The organism is Streptococcus sanguinis, assembly GCF_026781265.1.
Classification (GTDB): Bacteria; Bacillota; Bacilli; order Lactobacillales; family Streptococcaceae; genus Streptococcus; species Streptococcus sanguinis_T.
Genome location: NZ_JAKUVC010000012.1, coordinates 1 through 21,765, shown reverse-complemented (window position 1 = coordinate 21,765; position 21,765 = coordinate 1). Strand labels below are relative to the sequence as shown.

Here is a 21,765-nt window from a genome sequence, read left to right as displayed (position 1 = left end):
GCAACTCCTTCTATTTTTCCTGTCTGCGGGCTTCGATGGCCTTGGCATGTCCCTGCAGGCCTTCTGCATAGGCCAGACTGGTAATATCCTTGTCAGCCGCTCCTACAGCAGCACGGCTGTACTGGGTGTACTGGATGCGCTTGATAAAGTCATAGACTCCCAGAGCTGATGAAAAGCGACTGGTGCTGGTGGTCGGCAAAACGTGATTGGCACCCGCATAGTAGTCACCAATAGGCTCACTGGTATAATGCCCCAGAAAGACTGAGCCGGCATTTTCAACCTGATGCAGATAGCTGTAAGCATCATCCATGGCAATTTCCAAATGCTCCGGTGCCACCTGATTCATAAGCTCAAACATGGCTTCCTTAGAAGGCGCAAGGATAATGCGGCCGTTGTTCTTAATCGAAGCACGCGCGATTTCCTCTCGCGGCAGCTCTTTCAGCTGTCTGTCCAGCTCTGCTTCGACTTGGTCCGCCAACTCCTCCGAGTCGGTCACCAGAATAGCCCGAGCCAACTTGTCGTGCTCAGCTTGCGACAGGAGGTCGGCCGCCACATAGACTGGACTGGCTGAACTATCCGCAATGACTCCAATCTCCGAAGGACCAGCAATCATGTCAATTCCCACGACACCATAAACCATCTTCTTGGCTGTAGCCACAAAGATATTTCCTGGTCCCGTTATCTTATCTACCTTGGGAATGGTCTCAGTACCGTAGGCTAAAGCTGCTATACCTTGGGCTCCGCCAATTTGGAAAATCCGATCCACACCAGCCAGCTTGGCTGCAACCAAAATCGCTGGAGTAAAGTGCTCCTGGGGTGGTGTAATCATGATGTTTTCTTTGACACCAGCAATCTTGGCTGGGATAACATTCATGAGGACGGAGGACGGATAGGCTGCGGTGCCGCCAGGTACATAGGTTCCGACCCGCTCAATCGGCCGAATCAACTGACCACGGATAATACCCTCACTCGGACTATCCTCAAAACCAGTCTCCAACTGCTGGCGGTGGTAGGATTCGATATTAGCTTGGGCATTTTTCAGGGCGGTCAAGACCTCTGGATCAATCTCCTCAAAAGCCTGATCAATCAGCTCCTGCCCAATCTCAAAATCTGTCACCTCAACCTTGTCAAAGAGCATGGTATAGTCTTTTAAAGCTTGGTCACCGTCCTGTTTGACCGTTTCAATAATCTCAGCCACCGCTTCTTCCACATCTAAGTTTTGTTGGCTGAGCTGCAGCTGCTCTTCGTATAAAATCCGTGAAATTTCTTCGTTACTTCCGCTTAAACGCTTGATAATTGTCATTTAAAAGCCACCTCTCTTCTTCCTACTAAGGATTCAATCTTTGCCACAAAAGTCATGATATCCGGGTTATTTTTCAGGGAAGCCTGATTAGCAATGAGCCGGGCTGACACCCGACAAATGTCTTCAAAAACCAGCAGGCCGTTAGCTGACAGAGTATGCCCCGTCTCCACAATATCAACAATGGCATCCGCCAAGCCCAGGACCGGTGAGATCTCCACGCTACCTTGAATGGAGATGATCTCCACATCTTCCCCTTTTTGATTAAAATAATCAGTCGCTACCGTTGGGTACTTGGTCGCAATCCGCTTGCGCTTGTGATCATGAGGGTCATAGCTGGGCACCGAGGCCAGTGAGAATTTACAAAGGCCAAAGTTCAGATCCAGCAGCTCCAGATAGCCAGTTGGATGCTCAAATAGAATGTCCTTGCCGACAATGCCCAGATCAGCAACTCCGTGGCGCACATAGGTCGTCACGTCAGGCCCTTTGACCAAAAGAAAGCGAAAGCGACTGTCTGGACTTTCAAAAATCAAGCTGCGCCCCTTGTCTGCCATGAAGGACATATCAAAGCCAGCCTGGGTCAAGAGCTTGACTGTATCTTCCTCAATCCGCCCCTTGGTCAGGGCAATGGTAATCTGACTCATCTGCCATCACCTTCCTTTCCGCCCTCGTCAGGCAGGTCATCATGAATAGCCTGATAGACACTGTCAATATCTAGGGACCAGCCGATAGCTGTCAGCTCTGCTGCCCCGAAGCGCTTGAAAAGCTGGTCATAGCGCCCACCAGATAGAAAGGCATCTGGTACTCGGTCGCCAAAGACCTTGAAGGTCAGGCCGGTATAGTAAGGCATGGCTGCCACCTGTCCCAAGTCCATAGTTGTCTGATCCAGCAAGCCTGATAGGCTCTGCAAAACTTGCTCCACATCATCTAAAGCCATCAATATCCGCTCGTTGTCAACTATCTCTCTAGCCCTAGCTAAAACCTGTTGGCTAGGACCAAACAAATAGGGCAGCTCCTGCAAAAAATCATCAAATTCACTCGATCTGGTCTGGGTGAATTCAAAGATCCCCGTCCTGTTTTTCTTGCGAATATAATCTAGCAGCTGGGCCTCCTCCTGCGAATCCAGGGCCAGACTCTCTAAAATGGTCTGCAGGATTGCCGCATGGGAAAACTCGAACTGATAAGACTTAACCTGCGCCAAATCCAGCGACTGCTTGGCTGTCTTGATAGCCTCAAGCACCGCCTCGTGAGCTGGATAGCCGATAATCTCAATACCTGCTTGACTGAGCTCGTTGGCAAGACCACGCAGCTCTTCTTGATAGTGAAAAACCTTACCTGAATAGGAGAACTTGGTCGGCGTATGCACCCTAGTCGAAGCAATCACCCGACCAATCTGGCTGGTCACATCTGGCCTCAGCACCAATAGCTCGCCTTTTTTATCGAAAAGATGATAATGATGGGCCTCCACATGGTCACTGAAGACCTCGAAGTGCTCCAAAGTCGGTGTGTCAATCCGATTGAAGCCCTGAGCCATCAGGAAATCACTGATGTCCCGCTCAATCTCGTAGGTCACACGCGCCCTCTTGAAAAGCTTGTCATGCATGCCAATCGGAAGGGTGATTTTATTCATAGGCTGCTTTCCTTTCTTACTCTATTCTTACATTGGCTGGCTCCGAGTCAAACTCTCAGCTGCTACAAATTTCCTTGATAGCTGCCAAGACTGTTTCCATCTCCTCTCGCCGTCCGATAGAGATACGCAAAAAGTCTTTGATTCGTTCTGCCTTTGGAAAATACCGCACATAAATCCGACGCTCTTCTAACTGCTGGAAAAGCTCTGCTGCACAGATTCTAGTAGGCTGGGCTAGGACAAAGTTGGTCTGACTAGGCAGGACTTGGAAATCCAGCGCAGCTAATTCCCCAGCAAACCAATCTCGGGTCTCTTGAATAGCTCTACCGGTTTCCCGATAATAATCCCAATCTTCCACTGCCGCAAGAGCCAAGCGCTCTGCTAACATATCCACTGAGTAAGGATTGATGGAGTCCTTAACAGCTTTCATGACAGCTATTAAGTCTGGATGGCCGATGCCATAGCCTACCCGCAGACCAGCCAAGGCCGCATCCTTGGAAAAGGTCCGTGTGATAAAGAGGTTGGGATAGTTATCTAGCAAAGGCAGAGCGGATTGACCGCCAAAGTGAATATAGGCCTCATCCACCGCCACGACCACATCCTGATTGGACGCCAGAATTTCCTCCAACTGATTCAGCGACAGATAAATCCCCGTCGGAGCATTGGGATTGGCTAGGATAATGCCGCCATTGTCTCCAAAATAGTCGGAGGGATGGACCTCAAAATCAGCTGTCAGAGGGATTTCTCGAAAAGGCACGTGGTAGAGGTCCGCCCAGACCTTGTAAAAACCATAGGTCAAATCAGGAAATAAGACCGACTCACCGCTGTTAAAGAAAGCCAGGAAAGCCATGGACAAGATGTCGTCACTGCCGTTACCAATAATGAGCTGGTCGGGTGATACACCCAAGTTTGCCGCCAAAGCCTGACAGAGCTCCGCCTGATCCAAACTGGAATATTTGCGCAACTCTTGGGCGTCAAAGTTCTGCAGGGCCTCTGCCACCTTAGGACTTGGCCCATAAGCATTTTCATTGGTATTGAGCTTAATCATGTCTGGCTCATTGGGCTGCTGCCCTGCTACATAAGGATTAATCTGCCTGAGACCTTTTAGCTTAACCATCTTGCAACCTCTCTTTCACACACTAGCCATTATCTGACTCCGATTATCTTTTAGAACTTCTAATAAATGAAAAACGAAATTTACCGCTTTGCTAAAGGAAAATAGGGGAAACTTCTAATTTAAATATAATAAAATGCCCTCGCAAAAAACTTTGCAAGGACGTTGACACGCGGTTCCACCTTTATTCGGACCTCAGTCGCCTGAGGACCCTCTGGGAGTACGAGACTCCAGATTGATAACGGCAATCAGCCGTCGGACACTAGTCTCAGACTGCTGACTGATTTCGCATCCGCACTCAAGAATGTGTCGTCTAAGGATTGCATGCCGTCTCACCATTAGGCATTCTCTGTTTCTTGTCTTAGACTTTTTCTCTCATCGCTTTCAATTTATTGTTGAATATTCTACATGAATTTTTATTAAAAAGCAAGAGGAAAATTGAAAAAAATTAATTATTTTTTTCCTTTCTAAATAAATTAACGTTCTTTCAGCATAGAGCTAGACAAATCCAACAGATTAATTGCTGTTTCAAAATGTTCCCCCATCAGATCATAGACAGCATCTTCACTTAAGACGCCGCAAGCTATATTTTCAGGGAAATCCGGTCCATTCGAGAATTCTAAATCATCAAAAAATTCCCGACCAGTATAGTAGTCCCTCAGCTGGATATAATCTGATTGGCAGCGCTCCAGTTGATCTAGAGCTTTCTGAGCATCTGCTAGGACTTGAGCATATTTATTCAGATGCTTTTCCATTTTTTGAATGCGTTTTAACTGTTCCACAGGCTTCCTTCCTTTCTGGATTTAATAAACCAATCAGTCAACCTTAAGCACCTGCAGCTGCTCCCCGCCCAGCAGAATCAAATATTTTTCAATCTGCGAAATGCCGTAAGAGCAGCTGAGAGCTTGAGCATATAAGTCTAGCTGGCCATGGTAGCGAGCAATCAACTCAGATGAATCCTTATATTTATCCGTCTTGTAATCAAAGAGGATAATCCGATCCTCAAAGAGTAGGTAACCATCCAAAATCCCCCGCAAAACAAATTCCTGACCACTAGCGTCATCCCTCTTGAGCATGGCAAATGGTGCTTCTCGACGAACTCTGTCGCTGTTCTCAATTAAGAGACGTCCCAAATCTGTCTCGAAGAAAGATGCAATCTTAGGCAACTGAATCTGCTTTTTGACTGCTTCATCGGCCTGAACCTGAGCTAAGGCAGAACGAAGTACAGCCATGCTGGGCCTGCTATCCAAAGGAATCCGCTGCATAAGCTCATGGACGGCACTGCCGACTTGAGCCCCGGTCACCTTGGCTTTCTTGCCAAAATCAGGCAACTCAAAGCTGGGCTGCGGCCGAAAAGATGCTCGCTCATCCATGATATCCAGACCATCTGTATCCATGATTGGCTCATAAAACTTCTTAATCTGGCTTGGAGTTCGTACACTAGGTAACTCAATAGCAGAGCGATACTGGCTATTCAGTCGATCCACGCTTTCTAAAATATCCAGAGCCCGACGGATGTCATCCGTCTGACGATTATCTGCCAAATCATCTGCTGGAAAGAGCACAGGCTCATTAATTCGACCTATCTCTTCAGCAGTTAGCTCCTCATCAGTGACAAAACGGATCTCGTAGGCGAGATTCTCATCGGAAAAAACAGCCTGAATAGCATAGAGCCAGTCTTGGAAATTGTTGAGTTGGCTACGCAGACTGGCAGACAAACGCCCTTGTTGGCTCTTGCCCCACTGACGCTTATCCAAGGCCTCTTGACTGCCCTTGCCGACCAGATAGAGCTTGGTTTCAGCCCGCGTCATGGCAACATAAAGCAAGCGCATCTGCTCAGACAGACTAGCCAACTGCAGCTCCACTAGATTCTGCTGATAAGGTAGCGTATCCATGGAAATGCGCAGCTGATTCGGCGCATAAGGATCTTCCACAGACACCGATACATCCGCTACATACTTGATGCCAAGTCCCTTGGTCCGGCTGAGGATAATCGCAGAGCTGCTATCCTGACGGTTGAAGGCCTTGTCCATATTGAGCAGGAAGACATACTTGAACTCCAGCCCCTTACTCTTATGAATGGTCATGAGACGAACGGCGTCCTTAGGTGCCGCCACTGGCACACTGGCTAGATCATGCTGATTTTCCAAGATACGGTCTATCATTCCGATAAAGCGAGAGAGACCTTTAAAGCTGGACTTTTCATACTCATTGGCCCGCAAAGAGAGGGCATAGAGATTGGCCTGTCTCTGGGCACCATTGGCCAGAGTTCCCACCATGTCATAGTAGAAACGATCCTGGTAAATCTTCCAAATCAAATCATACAGGGAGTGCGTCTTGGAATAAGTCCGCCAGCCTTGCAGGGTATCATGGAAATGCTGCAGCTTTTTCTGCAGTTCCTGGGTGACTAAAGTAGGGTTCAAACCTCTATCTTCAAGGGCATTAACCAGCTTTTCATAAAGATTTTCCTGAGAACGTTCTTGACTGGCCTGCAGGGACAGCCGAGCCAGCTCGTCCTCACCAAAGTCAAACATGGGAGACTTGAGAAGGGCAGTCAGGGCATAGTCATTCAGCGGATTATTGATGGTCCGCAGGGTATCCAGCATGACCAATACCTCTACTGACTGCAGATAGTTTGCTGCGCCGTCATCTGGTACCAGCGGAATCTGGTGCTGCTCAAAGGCAGCTAAAATCAAATCATTGCGGGTTCTGGATGCTGTCAGCAGCGTAATATCTTTAAAAGCCACTCCTTCCTCATTGTGCAGGCGGATGATTTCCTTGATGACTAGGTCCACTTCCCCAGCTGATACTGCCTGTGGCAAGTCTTCATCAGCCTCCTCTTCCGGACTCTCCTTGGAGCCTTCATAAATTAAGAAGGAAGCGCGGTTAGCTGGATTAGGCTCACGTTTGGCTGGATTGCCAGCCACCAGATAGTGAGTTTCATTGTAGTCAATTTCCCCGACTTCTTCATCCATCAGGCGTTTGAAAACATCATTGGTCGCTTCCAGTACCTCAAGATGACTACGGAAATTTTCCTTGAGGACAATCAGCTTGCCCTGACTGCTATCCTCTTGATAAGCCTTAAATTTATCGCTAAAAATCTGTGGATCAGCTTGACGGAAACGGTAGATAGACTGCTTGATATCACCTACCATAAAGCGATTTTGCCCTCTGGAAAGCAAGTCCAGCATGCGCTCCTGCGTATGGTTGGTATCCTGATACTCATCCACCATGACCTCGTGGTAGCGTTCCTGATAAAAGCGACGCACCTCTGGGAATGTCTCTAAAATCTCAATAGCAAAATGGCTGATGTCACCAAATTCAAAGGCATTTTCTGCTTTCTTACGCTCCAAGTAAGCCTGTGCAAAGTCCGCCACAAAATCCCGCAGAAGCTCAACCAGAGGCAGGCACTCATCCTGGTGCTGCTCGATAAAGTCCAGTTGATAAAGCTGCTGGTCAAAGCTGCGCAGCCTCTCAATCATAGGCTTCCTGGCCTCATTGTAGTCCTTGGCTATCTCTTTTTTTAACTCGTCCGCATTCTTGCCAACCCGAGCTGTAAAGGCCTGGCCATTGGACAGTTGGGAAAGTGACACAATCTGTTTGAGAATCTGAGCGGTTTCGTCTATTGAGGACAGTTCATTCAGGCCTGCCAAGGCGGTCAGAACGTCTTGGACATTTTCCTGATATTTAGCACCTGCAAATTCTCTTCCTTCATGCTCCAGATGGGCAGAAAAGAAAGCTTCCAACTCCCAAAGGGCTGATTTGATTTGACCAAATATCCGCTCTCTCTCTGCTGCAAAGTCACTGTGCTCATAACCATAGAGGAAGGTTTCTTCCAGCCAACGCTGAGGACTGCTGGTTGATTGCAAAAAGCTGTAAATCCGATAAACTTGATCCCGGAAGCCTGATAAATCCTTGCGCTTACCAGTAAAATTCTTAACCAAACGGCTAAACAAAGCCTGACGATCGCTGTCATAGTAACGGTCAAACACTTGGCTGAAAACTTCATTTTGCAGAATCAGCTGCTCACTGGCAGACTGGAGAATCCGAAAATTCGGTGCCAAACCAAGCAGGTAACCATAGCGACTAAGCACTTTCTGGGTAAAGGCGTCCATAGTACCAATATCGGCATTGGGCAGGTCAGCTAATTGCTGAGCTAGATGTTGCTTGAGTTCAGGACTTTCAGCCTCTTTCAAGGCCTGACCCAGTTCTTTCTCCAGCCTCTCTTTGAGCTCTCCTGCCGCCTTGACGGTGAAGGTCGAAATAAAGAGCTGGCTGACAGCAACACCTCTAAGAATCTGGTCAATAATCCGCTGGACCATGACAAAAGTCTTACCCGAGCCGGCCGAAGCGGAGACCAGAATATTCTGGCCAGAGGAGTAGATGGCCTCAATCTGCTCTGCCGTCTTTTTCTGTGGCTTGTCCGAAGCAGCTTCTTGGGCTTGCTTAAGAGCAATCTCTTCTGCAGTTAAAAAAGGAATTCTCTTCATTTTTCCATCTCCTCCCTCATCTTTTCTAGCCAGGCCTGGCGTAACTTCTCACCAGTCGGCCGCCTATCAAACTTGCTTGTATCCAGCTTTTCCAGCTGACGTGCCTGTCCCAGATGGAGATTGGCTTCAAAGCCAGTAATGGCCTTAAACTGCTCTACATAAGGAGCAATGCTTCGCCCATTCTCTGTATAAGGATTGACTGCAAAATGACCTGATAAAATGCCTTCTGCAGCTTTTTTGTAGAGATAAGCATTGTAGGCCAGAAGCAAGTCCAAGTCTTCCTGACTTAGCAAGTTGGTCTTATTTTTTTCATAGAGCGGACCAAGCTCCTTGACAGCATCTGCCACAAAAAGTCCCTTGTACTGGAGTGGCTTCATAGACTGATTGACTGCATCCGCCAAGGTCTTGGTATCTTTAAGCGCCACAATCGGATCTGTCATCTGCAAATACATGGCGCCAAAAGTTCCCTTATCCTCTTTATAGTCTGCTAACTCCTCAATCGCTGCCAGATAGGTCGGCAGCTGAGAATTAAGCCCATTAAAGAACTTTTCAAAGCTGAACTTAATATCGCCAGACTTATAGTCCACCACTCCCAGACTCTCGGTCTTGGTCAGACGATCAATCCGGTCCACCTTACCGCTCACGGTCACTGCTCTGCCATTTTCCAAGGTCAGGAAAGGCTTAGAAGCTGACCCAAAGCCAGTCTCCTCACCAATGGTCTCAATCCCGCTTGGATGAGCCAGCACACGGCCGGTCGCCCTCGCCGTATCTAGCAAGAGCTGGCGGGCAAAACGGGTCTGGCCTGACTCACTGTAGACGCTCTCAAACTCAGCCTCTCGGCTGGTCTCTTCCATAGCCCGCGCTAAACGCCGGTCAAAATCAACTGACGAATCATCTTGCAGGACCTTTTCAAAGATCCGATGGAGGAAAATCCCATGACTGCGAGCATCGGGATGAATGGTCCACTCTTCCTGCAGGCGCAGGACATACTTGAGAAAATAAGCATACTGATGCCGGAAATATTCGTTGAGAGCAGAGGCTGAAAGTCGGAGAGACTCCTCCTGAGGGTAGAGAGCTTGCAGAGTTTCCAGCCGCAGAGACTCCGTTTTCAGTTCCTTACTGATTTGAGGAATGCTGATGCCTTCTTCAGCTAACTTCTTGCGCAGAACCCGCACAGCTACCGCCCAAAAAGTCTGCTCCTCTGCTGTCCACTCTCGGTCAATCTCCTCTTGGTGGAGCTCGATAATTTGAGAAAGTAGAGCTCGGTAGCTGCCAATATCGTCACTGGAAGCCTGAGGCTTTTTGACAATGATAGGCAAGGAAATCGGTGCTGCAGTCAATTCCAGCAGATAGGTCGACATGCTGTCCTCTACTTCATTGACCAAGGCTGGCGCAGACAAGACAAGCTCTTTGGTCGCAGAATTCATCAGCGACAGGGCTGTATAGCGATTCTTCTTGAGATTTTCTGAGCTGGCAATCTGGAGTTCCGCCTGAGAATCCGTTGCATCATTGAGCCGAGCCCTATCTTCATCACTGAGCAAACTCTTGTTTTGCGCGATTTTCGGGAAACGCTCCTGGGTCAGTCCAATCGCATAGACGTAAGGAGCTGCTAAAGGCTCTATCAGGTCATAAGACTGGACCTTGACCACATCTACTGTCGCTGGCACCGTCCGATAGTTGGACAACAGCATGCCTGATAAGACCAAGGCCAAAAAGTCGTCCAGTTTGACCTTACTGTCTGCAAAGACTTGAGAAAACTGCTCTAAGACGTGGCTGAAAGCCTTCCATACTTCCTCATGACGCTCCTGCTCCTGCTGACTTGCTCCCTGTAGCAGAGCTGTCAAATTATCCGACAAACGAGCTGCTTGGACAAATTCTGTAAACTTAGCTAAGAGACCAGACGCCGTCTGGCTACGGGATTTGAAAAAGTCTTGTAGCGGAGTCATAACCCGGCGGCGAATATGATTGAGACGGTCTAGGTCAAATTTCCCTTGGCTATTGGCCGTGAAATCATTGGCTAGCTTGCCGGCTCCCTTGATATCCGCAAAGCGCAGATATTGCTCAAAATGATCCAGCTCCTCCTGAGTCAAATCGCCGTAGAGACCCGTCTTTAAGAGATTGAGCAGGTCTTCCAGTTGGAAATTATAGCGCTTGAGCCGCTCCAAGGACTCGACAAACTGGACCAGCGGATGCTGAGCCATCGACTCGCTCCGCCCCAGATAGTAGGGAATCTGATACTGATCAAAAATGGTCTTGAGCTGAAGCTGGTAGGCTTCCACATCTCCCAAGAGCAGACGAATATCCTTATAGCGCACACCATCATGAACCCGCTGCCGGATGGACTTAGCTACATACTCCAGCTCTTCTTTCTGGTTCATAGTAGCCCAAATCTGAAGCTGCGAGTGGTCTATCTCACTAACTTCAACAGCTGGCTCTGAAAAGTCATAACGACTCTCCAAGACCTTAGAAATCCGTCCAAAGGCATCTTCTGCTTCCGCATAAGGGATATAGTCAGGCTTGACCTGATAGTCCTCGGCCAGTTTTCGCAGAAAATCCACGCTGGCCTGATAGAGATTGCCCTCACGAAAGGCTGCTCGATAGGCTTTTTGGCTGGCATAGGTCCCGATGACAATCTCCACACCTTTTCGATGCAGGAGACTGACCAGATATTCCTCTTCTGCAGAAAAACGAGTAAATCCATCAATGACCAGAGCCAAATTCTCCAATTCCTCATCTGTATCACCTGACAGAATATGCTGGGCAAAAGCAGCAATCTGAGAAGACGAATCAAAATCGCCCTTATTCAGAGCAGCAGTCACCGTTATAAAAATCTTGACCAGATCCTCCCGTTTCTCAGGCTCCTCAAGAAATTCCAAATCTGCAAAGGACATCTGAGCCGTCTGCAGTTCATGGTATAGATCCATCAGCTGCTGGATAAACTGTGGATCCTCCTTAATCCTGCCATAGACCTTAAGCTCTCCATCATCTAACTCTGTCAAGGTCCGATAAATCAGCATTCCTAGACCAATATCGTCCAAACTCTGCCCTTGCCGAACATCATTAAGGACAAAATACCGCGCCATCTGGGCAAAGCGCGTCACCGTAATGGCAAAGGAAGCCTGAGTTTCCAGGCACTCCAAAACCGCCCGCTCCTTCTCAAAAGAAAGCGAATTAGGCGCAATATAAAAGACTCGCTTACCAGCCGCCACCAAGCTCTCAGCCTCAGCCACCAAAACCTTGGTCAAAGAATGGCGAATATCTGTATAAAGTAATTTCATAGCCTGCCTTTACCTCTAGAAAATATAGGAACATTATACCATTTTTACCGATAATTCTCATGAAGGATAGTCCCAAAGCCCAATTAGTACTCAGCCATCAAGAGGAGTTTATTGACATCCTCTTCATGTCCATAAACAAATGAAAAAGCCACTGCCTCCAGTGACTTCCTAAAGGCTCTTACTTCTTTCAAAGTAAGAACTCATTTAATCCTATGCTTATTCATCTTTTCTTCAAAAATGCTTGTCATAATCACGCGCAATTCTTCTCTTTCCTTGTCAGGAAGTTCGCCTTGCTGCTTGGCGACAGCGTACAGCTCAGGATATTGCTTAGCAACTCGCTCAACCGTCTTGGTCGTCGCATGCCCTCTCACGAAGAAAGGAATCCTCTTAATCCATTCCTGGGGCACAAGTGCCAGAATCTTTTTGGCAGCTTCCTTATCGGAAATTTCTGCAGTGCTGAGCCCTTGATTAATCTGCTCCTGTTCCTTTTCTGTAAAATCTTTTAATTCCATACGCTTAATCTCCCAGTTCTATTTTCTTAATGCTAACTGAAGCACACTATTTACCCTCTACCCACTTATCATTGTCCATGATAAAGGGCTTGGCCAGTCCTTCCCCTGTGTAGTCCTTATATTTTGTCTGCAAGTATTTGTAGACATCTTCCTTGCTGGCAAATTTAATTGCCTGATAAGGCTCTTCAAAGGTCAGCTTTTCGATAAATAAATATCCGTCTTTATCTGGGACCAAGACGCCGACATGACCTACAAAGAGAGAATCACCGTCAAGATTGTCGTGGACAATGACTGAAAGCATCCTTGCTTTTTCACTAAACTTGAACTGCTTGAAGTATTCCTCCATCTTCTTAGCGTGGACTTTTACATCTTGAGTCGCTTCAGTCTTGACTCTTGAAAATAGGATATTAAAATCTTCCTTCTCCTTGGCATCAAAGAGCTTCCCCTTGTCAATCGAGTCATTATCTATGAACAAGAGTTCGTCATCTTTTTCTATTTGAGGGATGTCGATGCTATTTTTCAACAAAGTGTAAGTATTAATCCGGCAATTTGTCCCGATAAAATCGCCTTTCTTTGCCTGCCAAAGAGGATTGATTTTTTCTACGTCATATTCAGTTTTGGTAAACTTAGTGAAATCGCCCGTTAATCCAGTAGAACCAACAAGTCCATTGTAGTCATTGACTAGATTGACAAAGTTATCGACACTGTCTTTATCCAAGTCGGCAGCCAACAAATTCTTGACTTCTTCGACACTCTTTTTACTGTTTAGATTTGAATAAGTCGATGTAGTTTGACTTGTTTGATTATTTTTCCGGGAACTATCGCATGCTGCTAGCCCAAAAGCCAAAGCTAGGCAGGCGCAGGACATGATTATTTTACTATATTTTTTCATATTTTTTTCTTCTCCACTACTCATATTCAATTAATTACTTTAATTTACAATTTTTCTGATGAGCTTTCAATTTCTTCATGGCCCAGTCATAATGGCTGGAAGTAGCACTTACAAAATAGGAACCTAGTACAGTCCCTCCGACCCATTTATAGACTTTTTTTGAAAATAATTCTTCGTTTGTAAATGTGTCTGCCAAGTCCAAAACATCTTGATGGGACTGATGAAAGATCTCAGTTGCCTCTTCAAGAGAAGTCTTTTGATGCTTCTTCCAAAATTCCAGATTCAACTCTCTATAAGTCTTCCAGTTATAGGGAGCAGGAAGAAAGGGCCGCTCTTGCCCTTTTTGATTAGAATGCACCCAATTCAACAAGAGCTGATGCCATTCGTAGAGGTGAATCAAAACATCTCTTACATTTTTATCTCGTCTCCAATGTGCCTCTTTCTTCTTTTCATCCCGAGAAAAATCAAAGGGCGTATTTAACTCTTGATTAGACAATTTGGAAATGAGAGTTTGTAGTTTCCAATAGTTTTCCTTAGCAGCTAGCAGCAAATCTTCTTTAGTTTTCGGTCTAGGCATAAGATTGCACTCCTTTGCATAGTTAAAGCTTAATCGTTATCATTACGAAACGAATGTTCAGAAACCCATTTTGAGTAGCTTTTTAAATTTTGCTCAGACAGTGATGCAACCTTTATTCTTACACACATTTCAACCGCTTCTTCAAGCGTAACAGCAAAATGATAACCGTTTAATCGTAAAAATTTTACTAAAACATAAAAAGCCGTTTGTTTATTAGCACTAGCAAAAACATGTTTTTTTATCAATTGAACAAATAAAATTGTTGCCTTATCAAAAATCGATGGATAAAGAGGTTTCCCAAAAACAAATTGTTCAGGTAAGTTCACAATCATATTTAGTGCTGATGGACTAATCGTCTTGATTTGTTCTTTTGGAGAATAGCGCTGAATAACTAAAGTATTAATCTTTTCAATTTGAATTTCTGTTAAATAGACTGTCATTTTTCCACCAAAGCTTTAAAAATATCATCGTATTCATCAAAAATATTATCTAAATCCAATTCAAAAGATTCGTCAGAAATAAAAGTAACCTGATTTTCAGTCTTTTCTGGAGTAAAGACAATTTCGCCACTCGGTAACAATTTAGCATCGTAATGCACGCCACTCGGAATATTAAATTCACTTGGAATCGTTATTGTTATAGAATTCCCTTGTTTTCTAGTTTTTACTGCCATCTTGCTTCCTCCTTAGGGATATTATAACAGATAATTACAGTAATTACAAAATAGAATAATCTTTCGACTTATCTTACTTAGAATACAACATGGTACTAAGATATTAGCTAAACACATCTCGAATGCAAGACTCATCACAGTAAACTACAAATCTCTTTGGTAAGATGACAAGTTTCTCGTCATCAGTTTGGCAATGACTCACCAAATCAGCTGAATCTCTGTCTAAAAGATAATTCTCATTCGACTGATTAAAAATGGCTCTGATTGCTTGATGATCATGTTGCCATTCTAAAGCCAGTACATCAGGTTCGATTTCTTCTAGGATAAATTTTCCATACTGAATAATGCCTGCAACATCTTTGCGAAGCTGAATCAAGTTCTTCATAAAATTGAGCATGTCATTGCTACTAGAAACCCGGTCCCAAGGCATAACCCGTCTACAATCCGGGTCCATACCTCCACCCAATTCTAGCTCCGTCCCATAATAGATACAAGGCGTTCCCCTTTGTAAAAAGAGAAAGGCGAGTGCGGATTTGACAAGCTGGATATCACCTTTGGCAGTCGCCAAGATGCGCTCTATATCATGCGAATCCAAGAGATTAAACATGACCTCAGAAATCTGCTGCTTGTAGTACATGGACTGGCAGTCAATCTCAGCTATGAATTGACTGGTCTTCTTGCTCCTGCTCAAAAAGTAGTCCTTGATACTATCCGATAGAGGATAGTTCATGACTGCGTGAAACTCATCGCCATTTAACCAAGGCTGGGAGGTATGCCAAACCTCTCCAAGAATATAAAGATCAGGCTTTTTGGCCAAAACAGCCTTACGAAAATCTCGCCAGAATTGATGATCAACCTCATTGGCCACGTCCAATCTCCAAGCATCAATATCAAAATGTTCAATCCAATAGGTCGCAACACTTAAGAGATAGTCTTTCACCTCAGGGTTAGCCGTGTTTAACTTAGGCATATAGTTGGCAAAGGCAAAGGTATGATAAGGCAGTTCTTTGGGATTCACAAGCTTGTCATTCGTCACTGGGAACTTTTGAATGTGGAACCAGTCTTTGTAAGCTGAATTTTCACCATGCTTGAGAACATCCTGCCATTGAGCGGATTGATCGCCCATATGATTGAAAACTGCATCCAGCATGACCTTCATGCCACGCAGATGAGCTTGCTCCACCAGTTGACGGAAAGTCTCCTTGTCCCCAAAGTGTCGATCAATTTCAAAGTAATCCGTCGTATTGTACTTGTGATTACTTGGAGATTCAAAGATGGGACAGAGATAGAGCCCTGTAATCCCTAGGTCTTGCAAATAATCCAGATGCTCAATAATCCCCTGTAAATCCCCACCAAAGAAATCCGTACTTTTAGGTCTGATAGACGGCTCCCAATCTAGAGCTCCTTCTGGTGTAAGTTCAGTATTTCCGTTGGCAAATCGTTCTGGGAAAATCTGATACCAGACCGTTTTTGAAACCCAGTCAGGAACCTGGCAGCCATCAATTTCGTGAATATAAGGGAGTTTAAATCTGTTGCCCTCTAAAGCAAGGTTTTCTGGACTATTGTCAGTGAAACCTTTATCTCCATACAAGACGCTTTGACCTTCTTTATCCTTAAGCTCAAACAAATACTGAATCCGAGCAAAGCGCACAGAGACAGCTACTTGCCAATAGTCAAATAAGGCATCAGAGGTCACTTTGACCATCTCTTTCACATCTTCATAAGAATCCTCAAGAAAAATAAAGGGATCGCCATAGTGCAAAACGATTTTCTCTATATCCTCTTTCTTAGTCCTAATTCTGATATGAACTTGACCTTCTTTATAAAGATAGGCATACTCCGACTCCGGTCTATGATAAATGGCTGTTAATTCCATACTTTTCATCTCCTAGATTTCACTTTTTAAACTCATCGTAATTCTATGCAAACGATTCCATAGCTTAGCCCTAGTATACTATTTTAAAAAAATGATTGCAAGCTATTGTTCAAGTTTGGGAATAAAAGGGATAGCAGAGAATATTAAAAAGCCTTGAGGACAAGGCTTAATATTAGTTTCTATCTTGAGATTTCATTTAATTCTATTCTTTTTCCAAATTGATATTCCAACGCTTATTCAGTATTATTCTTGTTCATATACCAACTTGGGACTAATCGGTTCATATCATCATACCATTCTAAAATTTCCTTAGCTTGATTTTGCATTACTGATATTTCCTCTTCTCCATAAGGAACAGCCCATGGAAGAGCACCAACTAGATTACTTAGAATGTAAACGGCAAGAAGTTTCCAAAATAAATTTGGAACTTTTTCATCAAAATATCCATCTATCATACCAGATGCGAAAGCGGGAGATACTTGAGCTGACCACACAATACGATTGAACTCCTCCCAAGGATCTCCAACATCAAAACGATCAAAGTCAATCACATAAATCTCTCGATCTTCTCCAATCATGAAATTCCCAATATGATAATCTCCATGTTGGAAAACTTGGGGTCTGTTCTTTAGCAGTTCACGGTTTTTATCCAAAAAATCAATAAAGAGTTGACCACTTTCATATTGCACGGGACATTCTTTGTATTTGGAGATTTTATCATCAATTTTTCGATTAAAAAAGATTTCCCAGTCTTCACAAACTTCTGTAGCAGGAATTGTATGAATCTTTCTAAGCATTCTTCCTGCTTCTATCCCGTAAATGTATTGTTGTTTTTCTGAATAAGTTAAAATGGTATCTATTGCATCTTTTCCGTCTATCCACTCGTGTATAGAATGCACTTCGTCACCGCAGAGTTCAAATTTAATCGGTTTACACATACGAATTTCAAGAGAAGCAATTTTCTCCATTATATCAAATTCAATTTTCTTAGAATCAAACTTCTCTTTATCAGAAACACGCAATAAATATTTTTGATTGTTCTGGTCTGTAACACAATATTTTTTATCATCTGACCATCCTTTATTTATGGCTATCTTACTAATAAAATCCATCAATAACTCCTCGATTAACTTTACAACACTATTATGTAGTCAAACTCTAATTCAAGAAAATTGCTTTATTTTTAAGCTTTTTAAATTATTCAGTATAATCTTCGTTTGACATTTTTGTACCGATATTTTCAGATCTCTCCAATTCTATCACCTTATCATAGTGCTTCAAGTCCTCTTCGCTGTAGTGATGAATCACTTCTACGAGTGCTTGTGGGAGAGAGAATAGAAGCTGACTAATTTTCTCTTGGTTTTTAATGTCCAGATTGGCTTTGACCTCGTCAGCCAGGATAAATTGACGATTGTGATAGAGCGCGCGAGCAATTTCTAGCCGCTGCTTCTCACCGCCTGACAGGGTTTGGTTGCTGGGTGTTTTGCCTTCAATAGCTTTCAAACCGGTTTGCTGCAGAATCTCTTCCATCATTCTGGAATCCAGTTCTTGCCCCAGAGCGATATTTTCCTCTAGTGTCAATCCATCAAAGATATGACTGGACTGGAGAATGTAGGCTCCTGCCTGATAGAGTTGATCCGAGCTTAGCTCTTGTCCATGGTAGCGAATCCGACCTTGACTCGGCTTGATTTCTCCATAGATGAGGTTCAGTAAGGTTGTTTTCCCAGACCCGCTTTCTCCGATAATGGCGATCTTTTCCCCTTCCTCAATGGTAAGATCGCAAGGGGCTAGGATTTCTTGACCATCACGCTCTACGCTGACTTGCTCTAGCTGGATAGGAAAGACGGGACCTTCAAAAACTGAAGGCATTGTCAACTCCTCTCCCAGCAGTTTTTGATATTTATCACAGAGAAACTTGGCTGATTTTCTAGTATTGATAAAGTAAGATAACTCCTGAAATTGGTAGCCGATATTGTGCGATACTAGGTAAATCCCAACAAAGCTGGCTGCAGATAGGTAATTATAATAGGTCATGAAACCACCAATGACAATCGGCGCAACCGAACAAAAAGCATCAATGCCATTGATAAAAAGACTATTTAAGGTCCGTTGCTTTTCATAGGCGATTTCTTGCTCTAAAGCCTTGTGCAAATCTTTGGAAAAAAGTTTGTAAAACATGCTTTGTCCCAGATAATACCGTATCGGACGAGCGCCAGCAATCATATTGGTCACTTGAGAGACGTAGCCTTGGTTAGCTAGGGACTTCTGCTTAGCAATCGCATCCAGACGTTTGGAACCTATGCTACTACAAAGGACAGGTATCGAATAAAAAATGATAAAGAGCAAGCCTAGAAAAAAATTAGTCCAGAGGGCATAACAGATGGAGACAGTTGTAAATCCCAAAGAAGAAATGATAATGACAGTCGGCTCAATATAGTTATCTTCTAGCTGTTTCACATCATTTTCCAGGTCGGACAAAACCTCTTCATCCGCTATCCGACGGCTATATAAGAAAGTCTGAAAGATAGCCTGCTTAATCCCCGACTTGAAGTCCGTCAGCACTCGTGCATAGTAATAGCGTTTCCCTGCCAAACCCAGCAAGAGAAACAAATTCCCCATAATCCCCCAAATCAAGACCTGCCACAGCAAATGCAACTGGTGATTGGTAAAACTAGAGACAATATACTGGATCAAAGCTGGTGTAATAACAGCCTCCAGCCAAGTAATCATAATCGCCAGAAAATAGAAGAATAAATACTTTTTAGTCACATAAGATCTAAGCATAGCCTATAAACCTCCTGAAGTTATTTACCAACTTAGACGGTCGTTTTTATCTAAACGGGGATGTAATAAGAGCCTGAATATTTGAATTAAACCATTAAACGTAAGGCTACTTTATAATATTTCGAAAAAAGAACTGAATAAGAAGTTCGAAGCATATCAATTACTTTTTATTCAAAAATATATCCAATACATCTGCATAGCTAACAAAGGGAGCTGGAAATACTAGTCCAGAATAAAATAGCATTATGGTATTAAATAAATTCAATAAGACGGATACTCGTTTAAAGCGTTCTGTTAACTTAATTGCCATGGTATATAAGATAAAAAATACAGCATAATTAAGTATTGACATCAAAACCAAATCCACTAAATGTAATGAAGGCATAAAAAATTTTCCATTAAAAAACAGATGCGATAGAATGATTGAAATCAAAAAAATGAGTGTTGACCAAATAAAATAAGTTGTTGATCTAGCAATATAAATCATCATTGGTGTCCGTCGAGTTGTTTTGATATTTGTATATTGATTAGTGCGAATTTCAAATTCCAACTCCTCATTAGCAAGCAATATCACATTAGTTATAGAATAATAAATAAAAAAATAGAGTAGATTTATCGGTTTATCACTATTGAAAATAATAATGATTCCTGTAATAAAAATCATGGAATAAATCACTTCGCAAATACTATCAAACGTGTATCGAACTCTATAATTGAAATATCTTCTTAATTCACTAAACATGGAAAAGGCTCCCTCTTTTTTTAGCAATGTTCAATAAAGTGAAAAATAGGAAAGTTCCAGCTGACCAATAGACTGCACAATATACTATAATTAAAAAAACACTCTGGTAGGACGGAGAAATAATAAAATTTCTCAAGGCATAGTAAGGGAAAAGCTTTCCTATAAAGCCAAATAAACCACCTAGCGGTGTTAGTATGCCAGTAAAATACAGCATGAAATAAGAAATTAAGGATGTAATGCTAGAAGTACGATTAAAAATGAAGCAGAGGCTTGATAGGCAAAAGCCCAAACCATAAATGCTAATAATAGTTAGCATACATGCAGCGAGACTAGCAACTAACTTTAAGATACTATCCGGAAAATCAATATCATTTAACGTGGATAAAACGATAAATATAGGTATAGCTTTAACTAGATCCACCAATATCTGAACAATAATTTTAAAAATTAAAACATGAAAAACACTCTTACTACTCTGGATTACACTAATCAAAGTTCTGTCATAAAGGTCATCCTCAATAAAAAAAGTTGGATGCGTAATACTATGACTCGTAAAATACCAAGTAAATAACAAACATAACAATAAAAATTTACTTTGTGTATCTTTAAAGTATTGAAGATAAGCTGAAACCATTATCAAAATTCCAAAATTTGAAAAAAATAAATTAAATTTAAACTGCATCATCTCTTGCAGCTGTCTCTTTAACTCCCTTCTTATTTCTTTAATCATCATTGATAACCTCATACAATATTTCTTCGATACTTTCCTCAACTTCTTCAAAAAATATCATCTCAAAATTATTAAAGATATTATTTTTCACCTGACTATCTTTTACTTCAACAATCAACCTTTCGTTTTCTACTTGATAAGATAAATCAGGAAACAGTCTCTCAAAAGAATCTTTTTCAGAAACAGAAATACCAATTCTATATTTAATCCACCTAGTATTTTTCCCAAATATTTCTGAGAAACTACCTTGCTGTATTATTTCGCCTCTACTCATGATACAAATTCTTGTTGATATTTCTTTTGCAAAATAGATATCATGAGTCGTCATGAGAACAATGGTTCCTTTTTCTTGACTGAGAGTTAGTAATAATTTCGCAAACTGCTTTTTGGCAATGACATCCAGACCATTGGTTGGCTCATCTAAACACAATACTTTTGGCTTACAAAGTAATGCAATAATCAAAGACAATTTTTGTCTCGTTCCTTGTGACAATTCGGACACCAATACATCAACATAGGGATGGAAAGCTAGTTTATTAAATAAATCCTCCAATTCATCCTTAACCTGACCACGCGAACTTTTATTCAAATGTAAAAAGTAATCAATATTTTGATTTGCCGTCAGATATTCATAGTAGCCTCTACCGCTTTCTAGTACGAGCTTAACATTGTTATGAATATCTTTCGAAGTATTCTTACTGCCAAAAACAAATACATCTCCTGCGTCTTGTAACATTAAGCCAGAGATAATTTTTATGAAAGTTGATTTACCTGCACCATTGGTGCCCACTATAGAAACAATCTCTCCTGAATGCGATCCAAAGCTAGGAATGTCCAATACAACTTTACCACGAAAATTTTTCTTTAGATTGCTTATAATAATTTCATTCATACTCGCATTAACCTATTTCAATTACTAATACTTTGAACTGTCAAAAATTTAAAAACAAGGATTTTTGAATTACTTTCGCTTAAATATTCCTAGTTTTTCACCAGCAAACCTATATAGTCAGCAGTTCGGACTTACCGTATCATTTCGTCGGTTTCCCTCCTCATTCTACGAGTCCTATCCCATGGGCGGAGCATCTACTTCTACTTCGCTGATACCTCAGCTCGTACAAGCAGTGATACCGCCTCAACATGTGCTGACGTTATCTTCCTATACTATGA

18 protein-coding genes are annotated in these 21,765 nt (G+C 42.9%); all 18 read right to left on the bottom strand.

Annotated elements, in window-relative coordinates; genetic code table 11:
* Positions 1-10: 10 nt before the first annotated feature.
* The 18 genes from hisD to MK370_RS10715 all read right to left on the bottom strand — a co-directional run bounded on the left by hisD (position 11) and on the right by MK370_RS10715 (position 21,487).
* The gene (hisD, locus tag MK370_RS10800) at positions 11-1,303 is read right to left on the bottom strand and encodes a histidinol dehydrogenase (RefSeq protein WP_268685249.1); all 1,293 of its coding nucleotides are present in this window, start codon (positions 1,301-1,303) and stop codon (positions 11-13) included.
* A complete protein-coding gene (gene hisG / locus MK370_RS10795; protein ID WP_268685248.1) occupies positions 1,300-1,944 on the bottom strand; it encodes an ATP phosphoribosyltransferase in 645 nt (214 codons plus the stop codon). The genes hisD and hisG overlap by 4 nt, the downstream gene beginning before the upstream one ends.
* Positions 1,941-2,930, bottom strand: a complete 990-nt coding sequence (locus MK370_RS10790; RefSeq protein ID WP_268685247.1) for an ATP phosphoribosyltransferase regulatory subunit — start codon at positions 2,928-2,930, stop codon at positions 1,941-1,943. Before MK370_RS10790 ends, hisG begins: the two co-directional genes overlap by 4 nt.
* Positions 2,931-2,985: 55 nt before the next feature.
* Positions 2,986-4,044: a histidinol-phosphate transaminase gene (gene hisC / locus MK370_RS10785; protein WP_268685246.1), complete on the bottom strand. Its 1,059-nt coding sequence runs from the start codon at positions 4,042-4,044 to the stop codon at positions 2,986-2,988.
* 473 nt (positions 4,045-4,517) lie between these two features.
* On the bottom strand, positions 4,518-4,823 hold the full coding sequence (locus MK370_RS10780) for a DUF4298 domain-containing protein (RefSeq protein ID WP_268685245.1): 306 nt from the start codon (positions 4,821-4,823) through the stop codon (positions 4,518-4,520).
* A gap of 33 nt (positions 4,824-4,856) precedes the next feature.
* Positions 4,857-8,531, bottom strand: coding sequence for a helicase-exonuclease AddAB subunit AddA (gene addA, locus MK370_RS10775; RefSeq protein WP_268685244.1), 3,675 nt, complete (start codon positions 8,529-8,531; stop codon positions 4,857-4,859).
* The gene (gene rexB / locus MK370_RS10770) at positions 8,528-11,809 is read right to left on the bottom strand and encodes an ATP-dependent nuclease subunit B (RefSeq protein ID WP_268685243.1); all 3,282 of its coding nucleotides are present in this window, start codon (positions 11,807-11,809) and stop codon (positions 8,528-8,530) included. Before rexB ends, addA begins: the two co-directional genes overlap by 4 nt.
* Before the next feature lie 200 nt (positions 11,810-12,009).
* A complete protein-coding gene (locus MK370_RS10765) occupies positions 12,010-12,321 on the bottom strand; it encodes a hypothetical protein (protein ID WP_268685242.1) in 312 nt (103 codons plus the stop codon).
* A gap of 46 nt (positions 12,322-12,367) precedes the next feature.
* Positions 12,368-13,213 carry a DUF4300 family protein gene (locus tag MK370_RS10760; protein WP_268685241.1) on the bottom strand — a complete coding sequence of 282 codons (846 nt, stop codon included), beginning with the start codon at positions 13,211-13,213 and terminating at the stop codon, positions 12,368-12,370.
* A gap of 34 nt (positions 13,214-13,247) precedes the next feature.
* Complete coding sequence (locus tag MK370_RS10755) at positions 13,248-13,790, bottom strand: ClbS/DfsB family four-helix bundle protein (protein WP_268685240.1); 543 nt, start codon at positions 13,788-13,790, stop codon at positions 13,248-13,250.
* A 29-nt stretch (positions 13,791-13,819) separates the two neighbouring features.
* Positions 13,820-14,230 carry a type II toxin-antitoxin system death-on-curing family toxin gene (locus tag MK370_RS10750; protein WP_268685239.1) on the bottom strand — a complete coding sequence of 137 codons (411 nt, stop codon included), beginning with the start codon at positions 14,228-14,230 and terminating at the stop codon, positions 13,820-13,822.
* Entirely contained in the window at positions 14,227-14,463 is a 237-nt protein-coding gene (locus MK370_RS10745; protein ID WP_002930894.1) for an AbrB family transcriptional regulator, read from the bottom strand. Before MK370_RS10745 ends, MK370_RS10750 begins: the two co-directional genes overlap by 4 nt.
* Positions 14,464-14,566: 103 nt before the next feature.
* Positions 14,567-16,339: a glycoside hydrolase family 13 protein gene (locus MK370_RS10740; RefSeq protein ID WP_268685238.1), complete on the bottom strand. Its 1,773-nt coding sequence runs from the start codon at positions 16,337-16,339 to the stop codon at positions 14,567-14,569.
* Between the two features lie 233 nt (positions 16,340-16,572).
* Positions 16,573-17,451, bottom strand: coding sequence for an aminoglycoside phosphotransferase family protein (locus MK370_RS10735; RefSeq protein ID WP_002913405.1), 879 nt, complete (start codon positions 17,449-17,451; stop codon positions 16,573-16,575).
* A gap of 85 nt (positions 17,452-17,536) precedes the next feature.
* Positions 17,537-19,123 (bottom strand): ATP-binding cassette domain-containing protein, encoded by a 1,587-nt coding sequence (locus MK370_RS10730; RefSeq protein ID WP_268685237.1) that lies wholly within the window; start codon positions 19,121-19,123, stop codon positions 17,537-17,539.
* A gap of 160 nt (positions 19,124-19,283) precedes the next feature.
* On the bottom strand, positions 19,284-19,865 hold the full coding sequence (locus tag MK370_RS10725; protein ID WP_268685236.1) for an ABC transporter permease: 582 nt from the start codon (positions 19,863-19,865) through the stop codon (positions 19,284-19,286).
* Entirely contained in the window at positions 19,858-20,598 is a 741-nt protein-coding gene (locus tag MK370_RS10720) for an ABC transporter permease (RefSeq protein ID WP_268685235.1), read from the bottom strand. Before MK370_RS10720 ends, MK370_RS10725 begins: the two co-directional genes overlap by 8 nt.
* Complete coding sequence (locus MK370_RS10715) at positions 20,588-21,487, bottom strand: ABC transporter ATP-binding protein (protein WP_268685234.1); 900 nt, start codon at positions 21,485-21,487, stop codon at positions 20,588-20,590. The genes MK370_RS10720 and MK370_RS10715 overlap by 11 nt, the downstream gene beginning before the upstream one ends.
* Positions 21,488-21,765: the final 278 nt, after the last annotated feature.

Excerpts from the sequence above, each read along its gene's own strand:
- MK370_RS10765 (WP_268685242.1), bottom strand. The coding sequence starts at position 12,321 with ATGGAATTAAAAGATTTTACAGAAAAGGAACAGGAGCAGATTAATCAA.
- MK370_RS10725 (WP_268685236.1), bottom strand. The coding sequence starts at position 19,865 with ATGTTTAGTGAATTAAGAAGATATTTCAATTATAGAGTTCGATACACG.
- MK370_RS10735 (WP_002913405.1), bottom strand. The coding sequence starts at position 17,451 with ATGGATTTTATTAGTAAGATAGCCATAAATAAAGGATGGTCAGATGAT.
- MK370_RS10730 (WP_268685237.1), bottom strand. The coding sequence starts at position 19,123 with ATGCTTAGATCTTATGTGACTAAAAAGTATTTATTCTTCTATTTTCTG.
- MK370_RS10755 (WP_268685240.1), bottom strand. The coding sequence starts at position 13,790 with ATGCCTAGACCGAAAACTAAAGAAGATTTGCTGCTAGCTGCTAAGGAA.
- rexB (WP_268685243.1), bottom strand. The coding sequence starts at position 11,809 with ATGAAATTACTTTATACAGATATTCGCCATTCTTTGACCAAGGTTTTG.
- MK370_RS10760 (WP_268685241.1), bottom strand. The coding sequence starts at position 13,213 with ATGAAAAAATATAGTAAAATAATCATGTCCTGCGCCTGCCTAGCTTTG.
- MK370_RS10790 (WP_268685247.1), bottom strand. The coding sequence starts at position 2,930 with ATGAATAAAATCACCCTTCCGATTGGCATGCATGACAAGCTTTTCAAG.
- addA (WP_268685244.1), bottom strand. The coding sequence starts at position 8,531 with ATGAAGAGAATTCCTTTTTTAACTGCAGAAGAGATTGCTCTTAAGCAA.
- hisG (WP_268685248.1), bottom strand. The coding sequence starts at position 1,944 with ATGAGTCAGATTACCATTGCCCTGACCAAGGGGCGGATTGAGGAAGAT.
- MK370_RS10740 (WP_268685238.1), bottom strand. The coding sequence starts at position 16,339 with ATGGAATTAACAGCCATTTATCATAGACCGGAGTCGGAGTATGCCTAT.
- MK370_RS10750 (WP_268685239.1), bottom strand. The coding sequence starts at position 14,230 with ATGACAGTCTATTTAACAGAAATTCAAATTGAAAAGATTAATACTTTA.
- hisC (WP_268685246.1), bottom strand. The coding sequence starts at position 4,044 with ATGGTTAAGCTAAAAGGTCTCAGGCAGATTAATCCTTATGTAGCAGGG.
- hisD (WP_268685249.1), bottom strand. The coding sequence starts at position 1,303 with ATGACAATTATCAAGCGTTTAAGCGGAAGTAACGAAGAAATTTCACGG.
- MK370_RS10745 (WP_002930894.1), bottom strand. The coding sequence starts at position 14,463 with ATGGCAGTAAAAACTAGAAAACAAGGGAATTCTATAACAATAACGATT.
- MK370_RS10720 (WP_268685235.1), bottom strand. The coding sequence starts at position 20,598 with ATGATGATTAAAGAAATAAGAAGGGAGTTAAAGAGACAGCTGCAAGAG.
- MK370_RS10715 (WP_268685234.1), bottom strand. The coding sequence starts at position 21,487 with ATGAATGAAATTATTATAAGCAATCTAAAGAAAAATTTTCGTGGTAAA.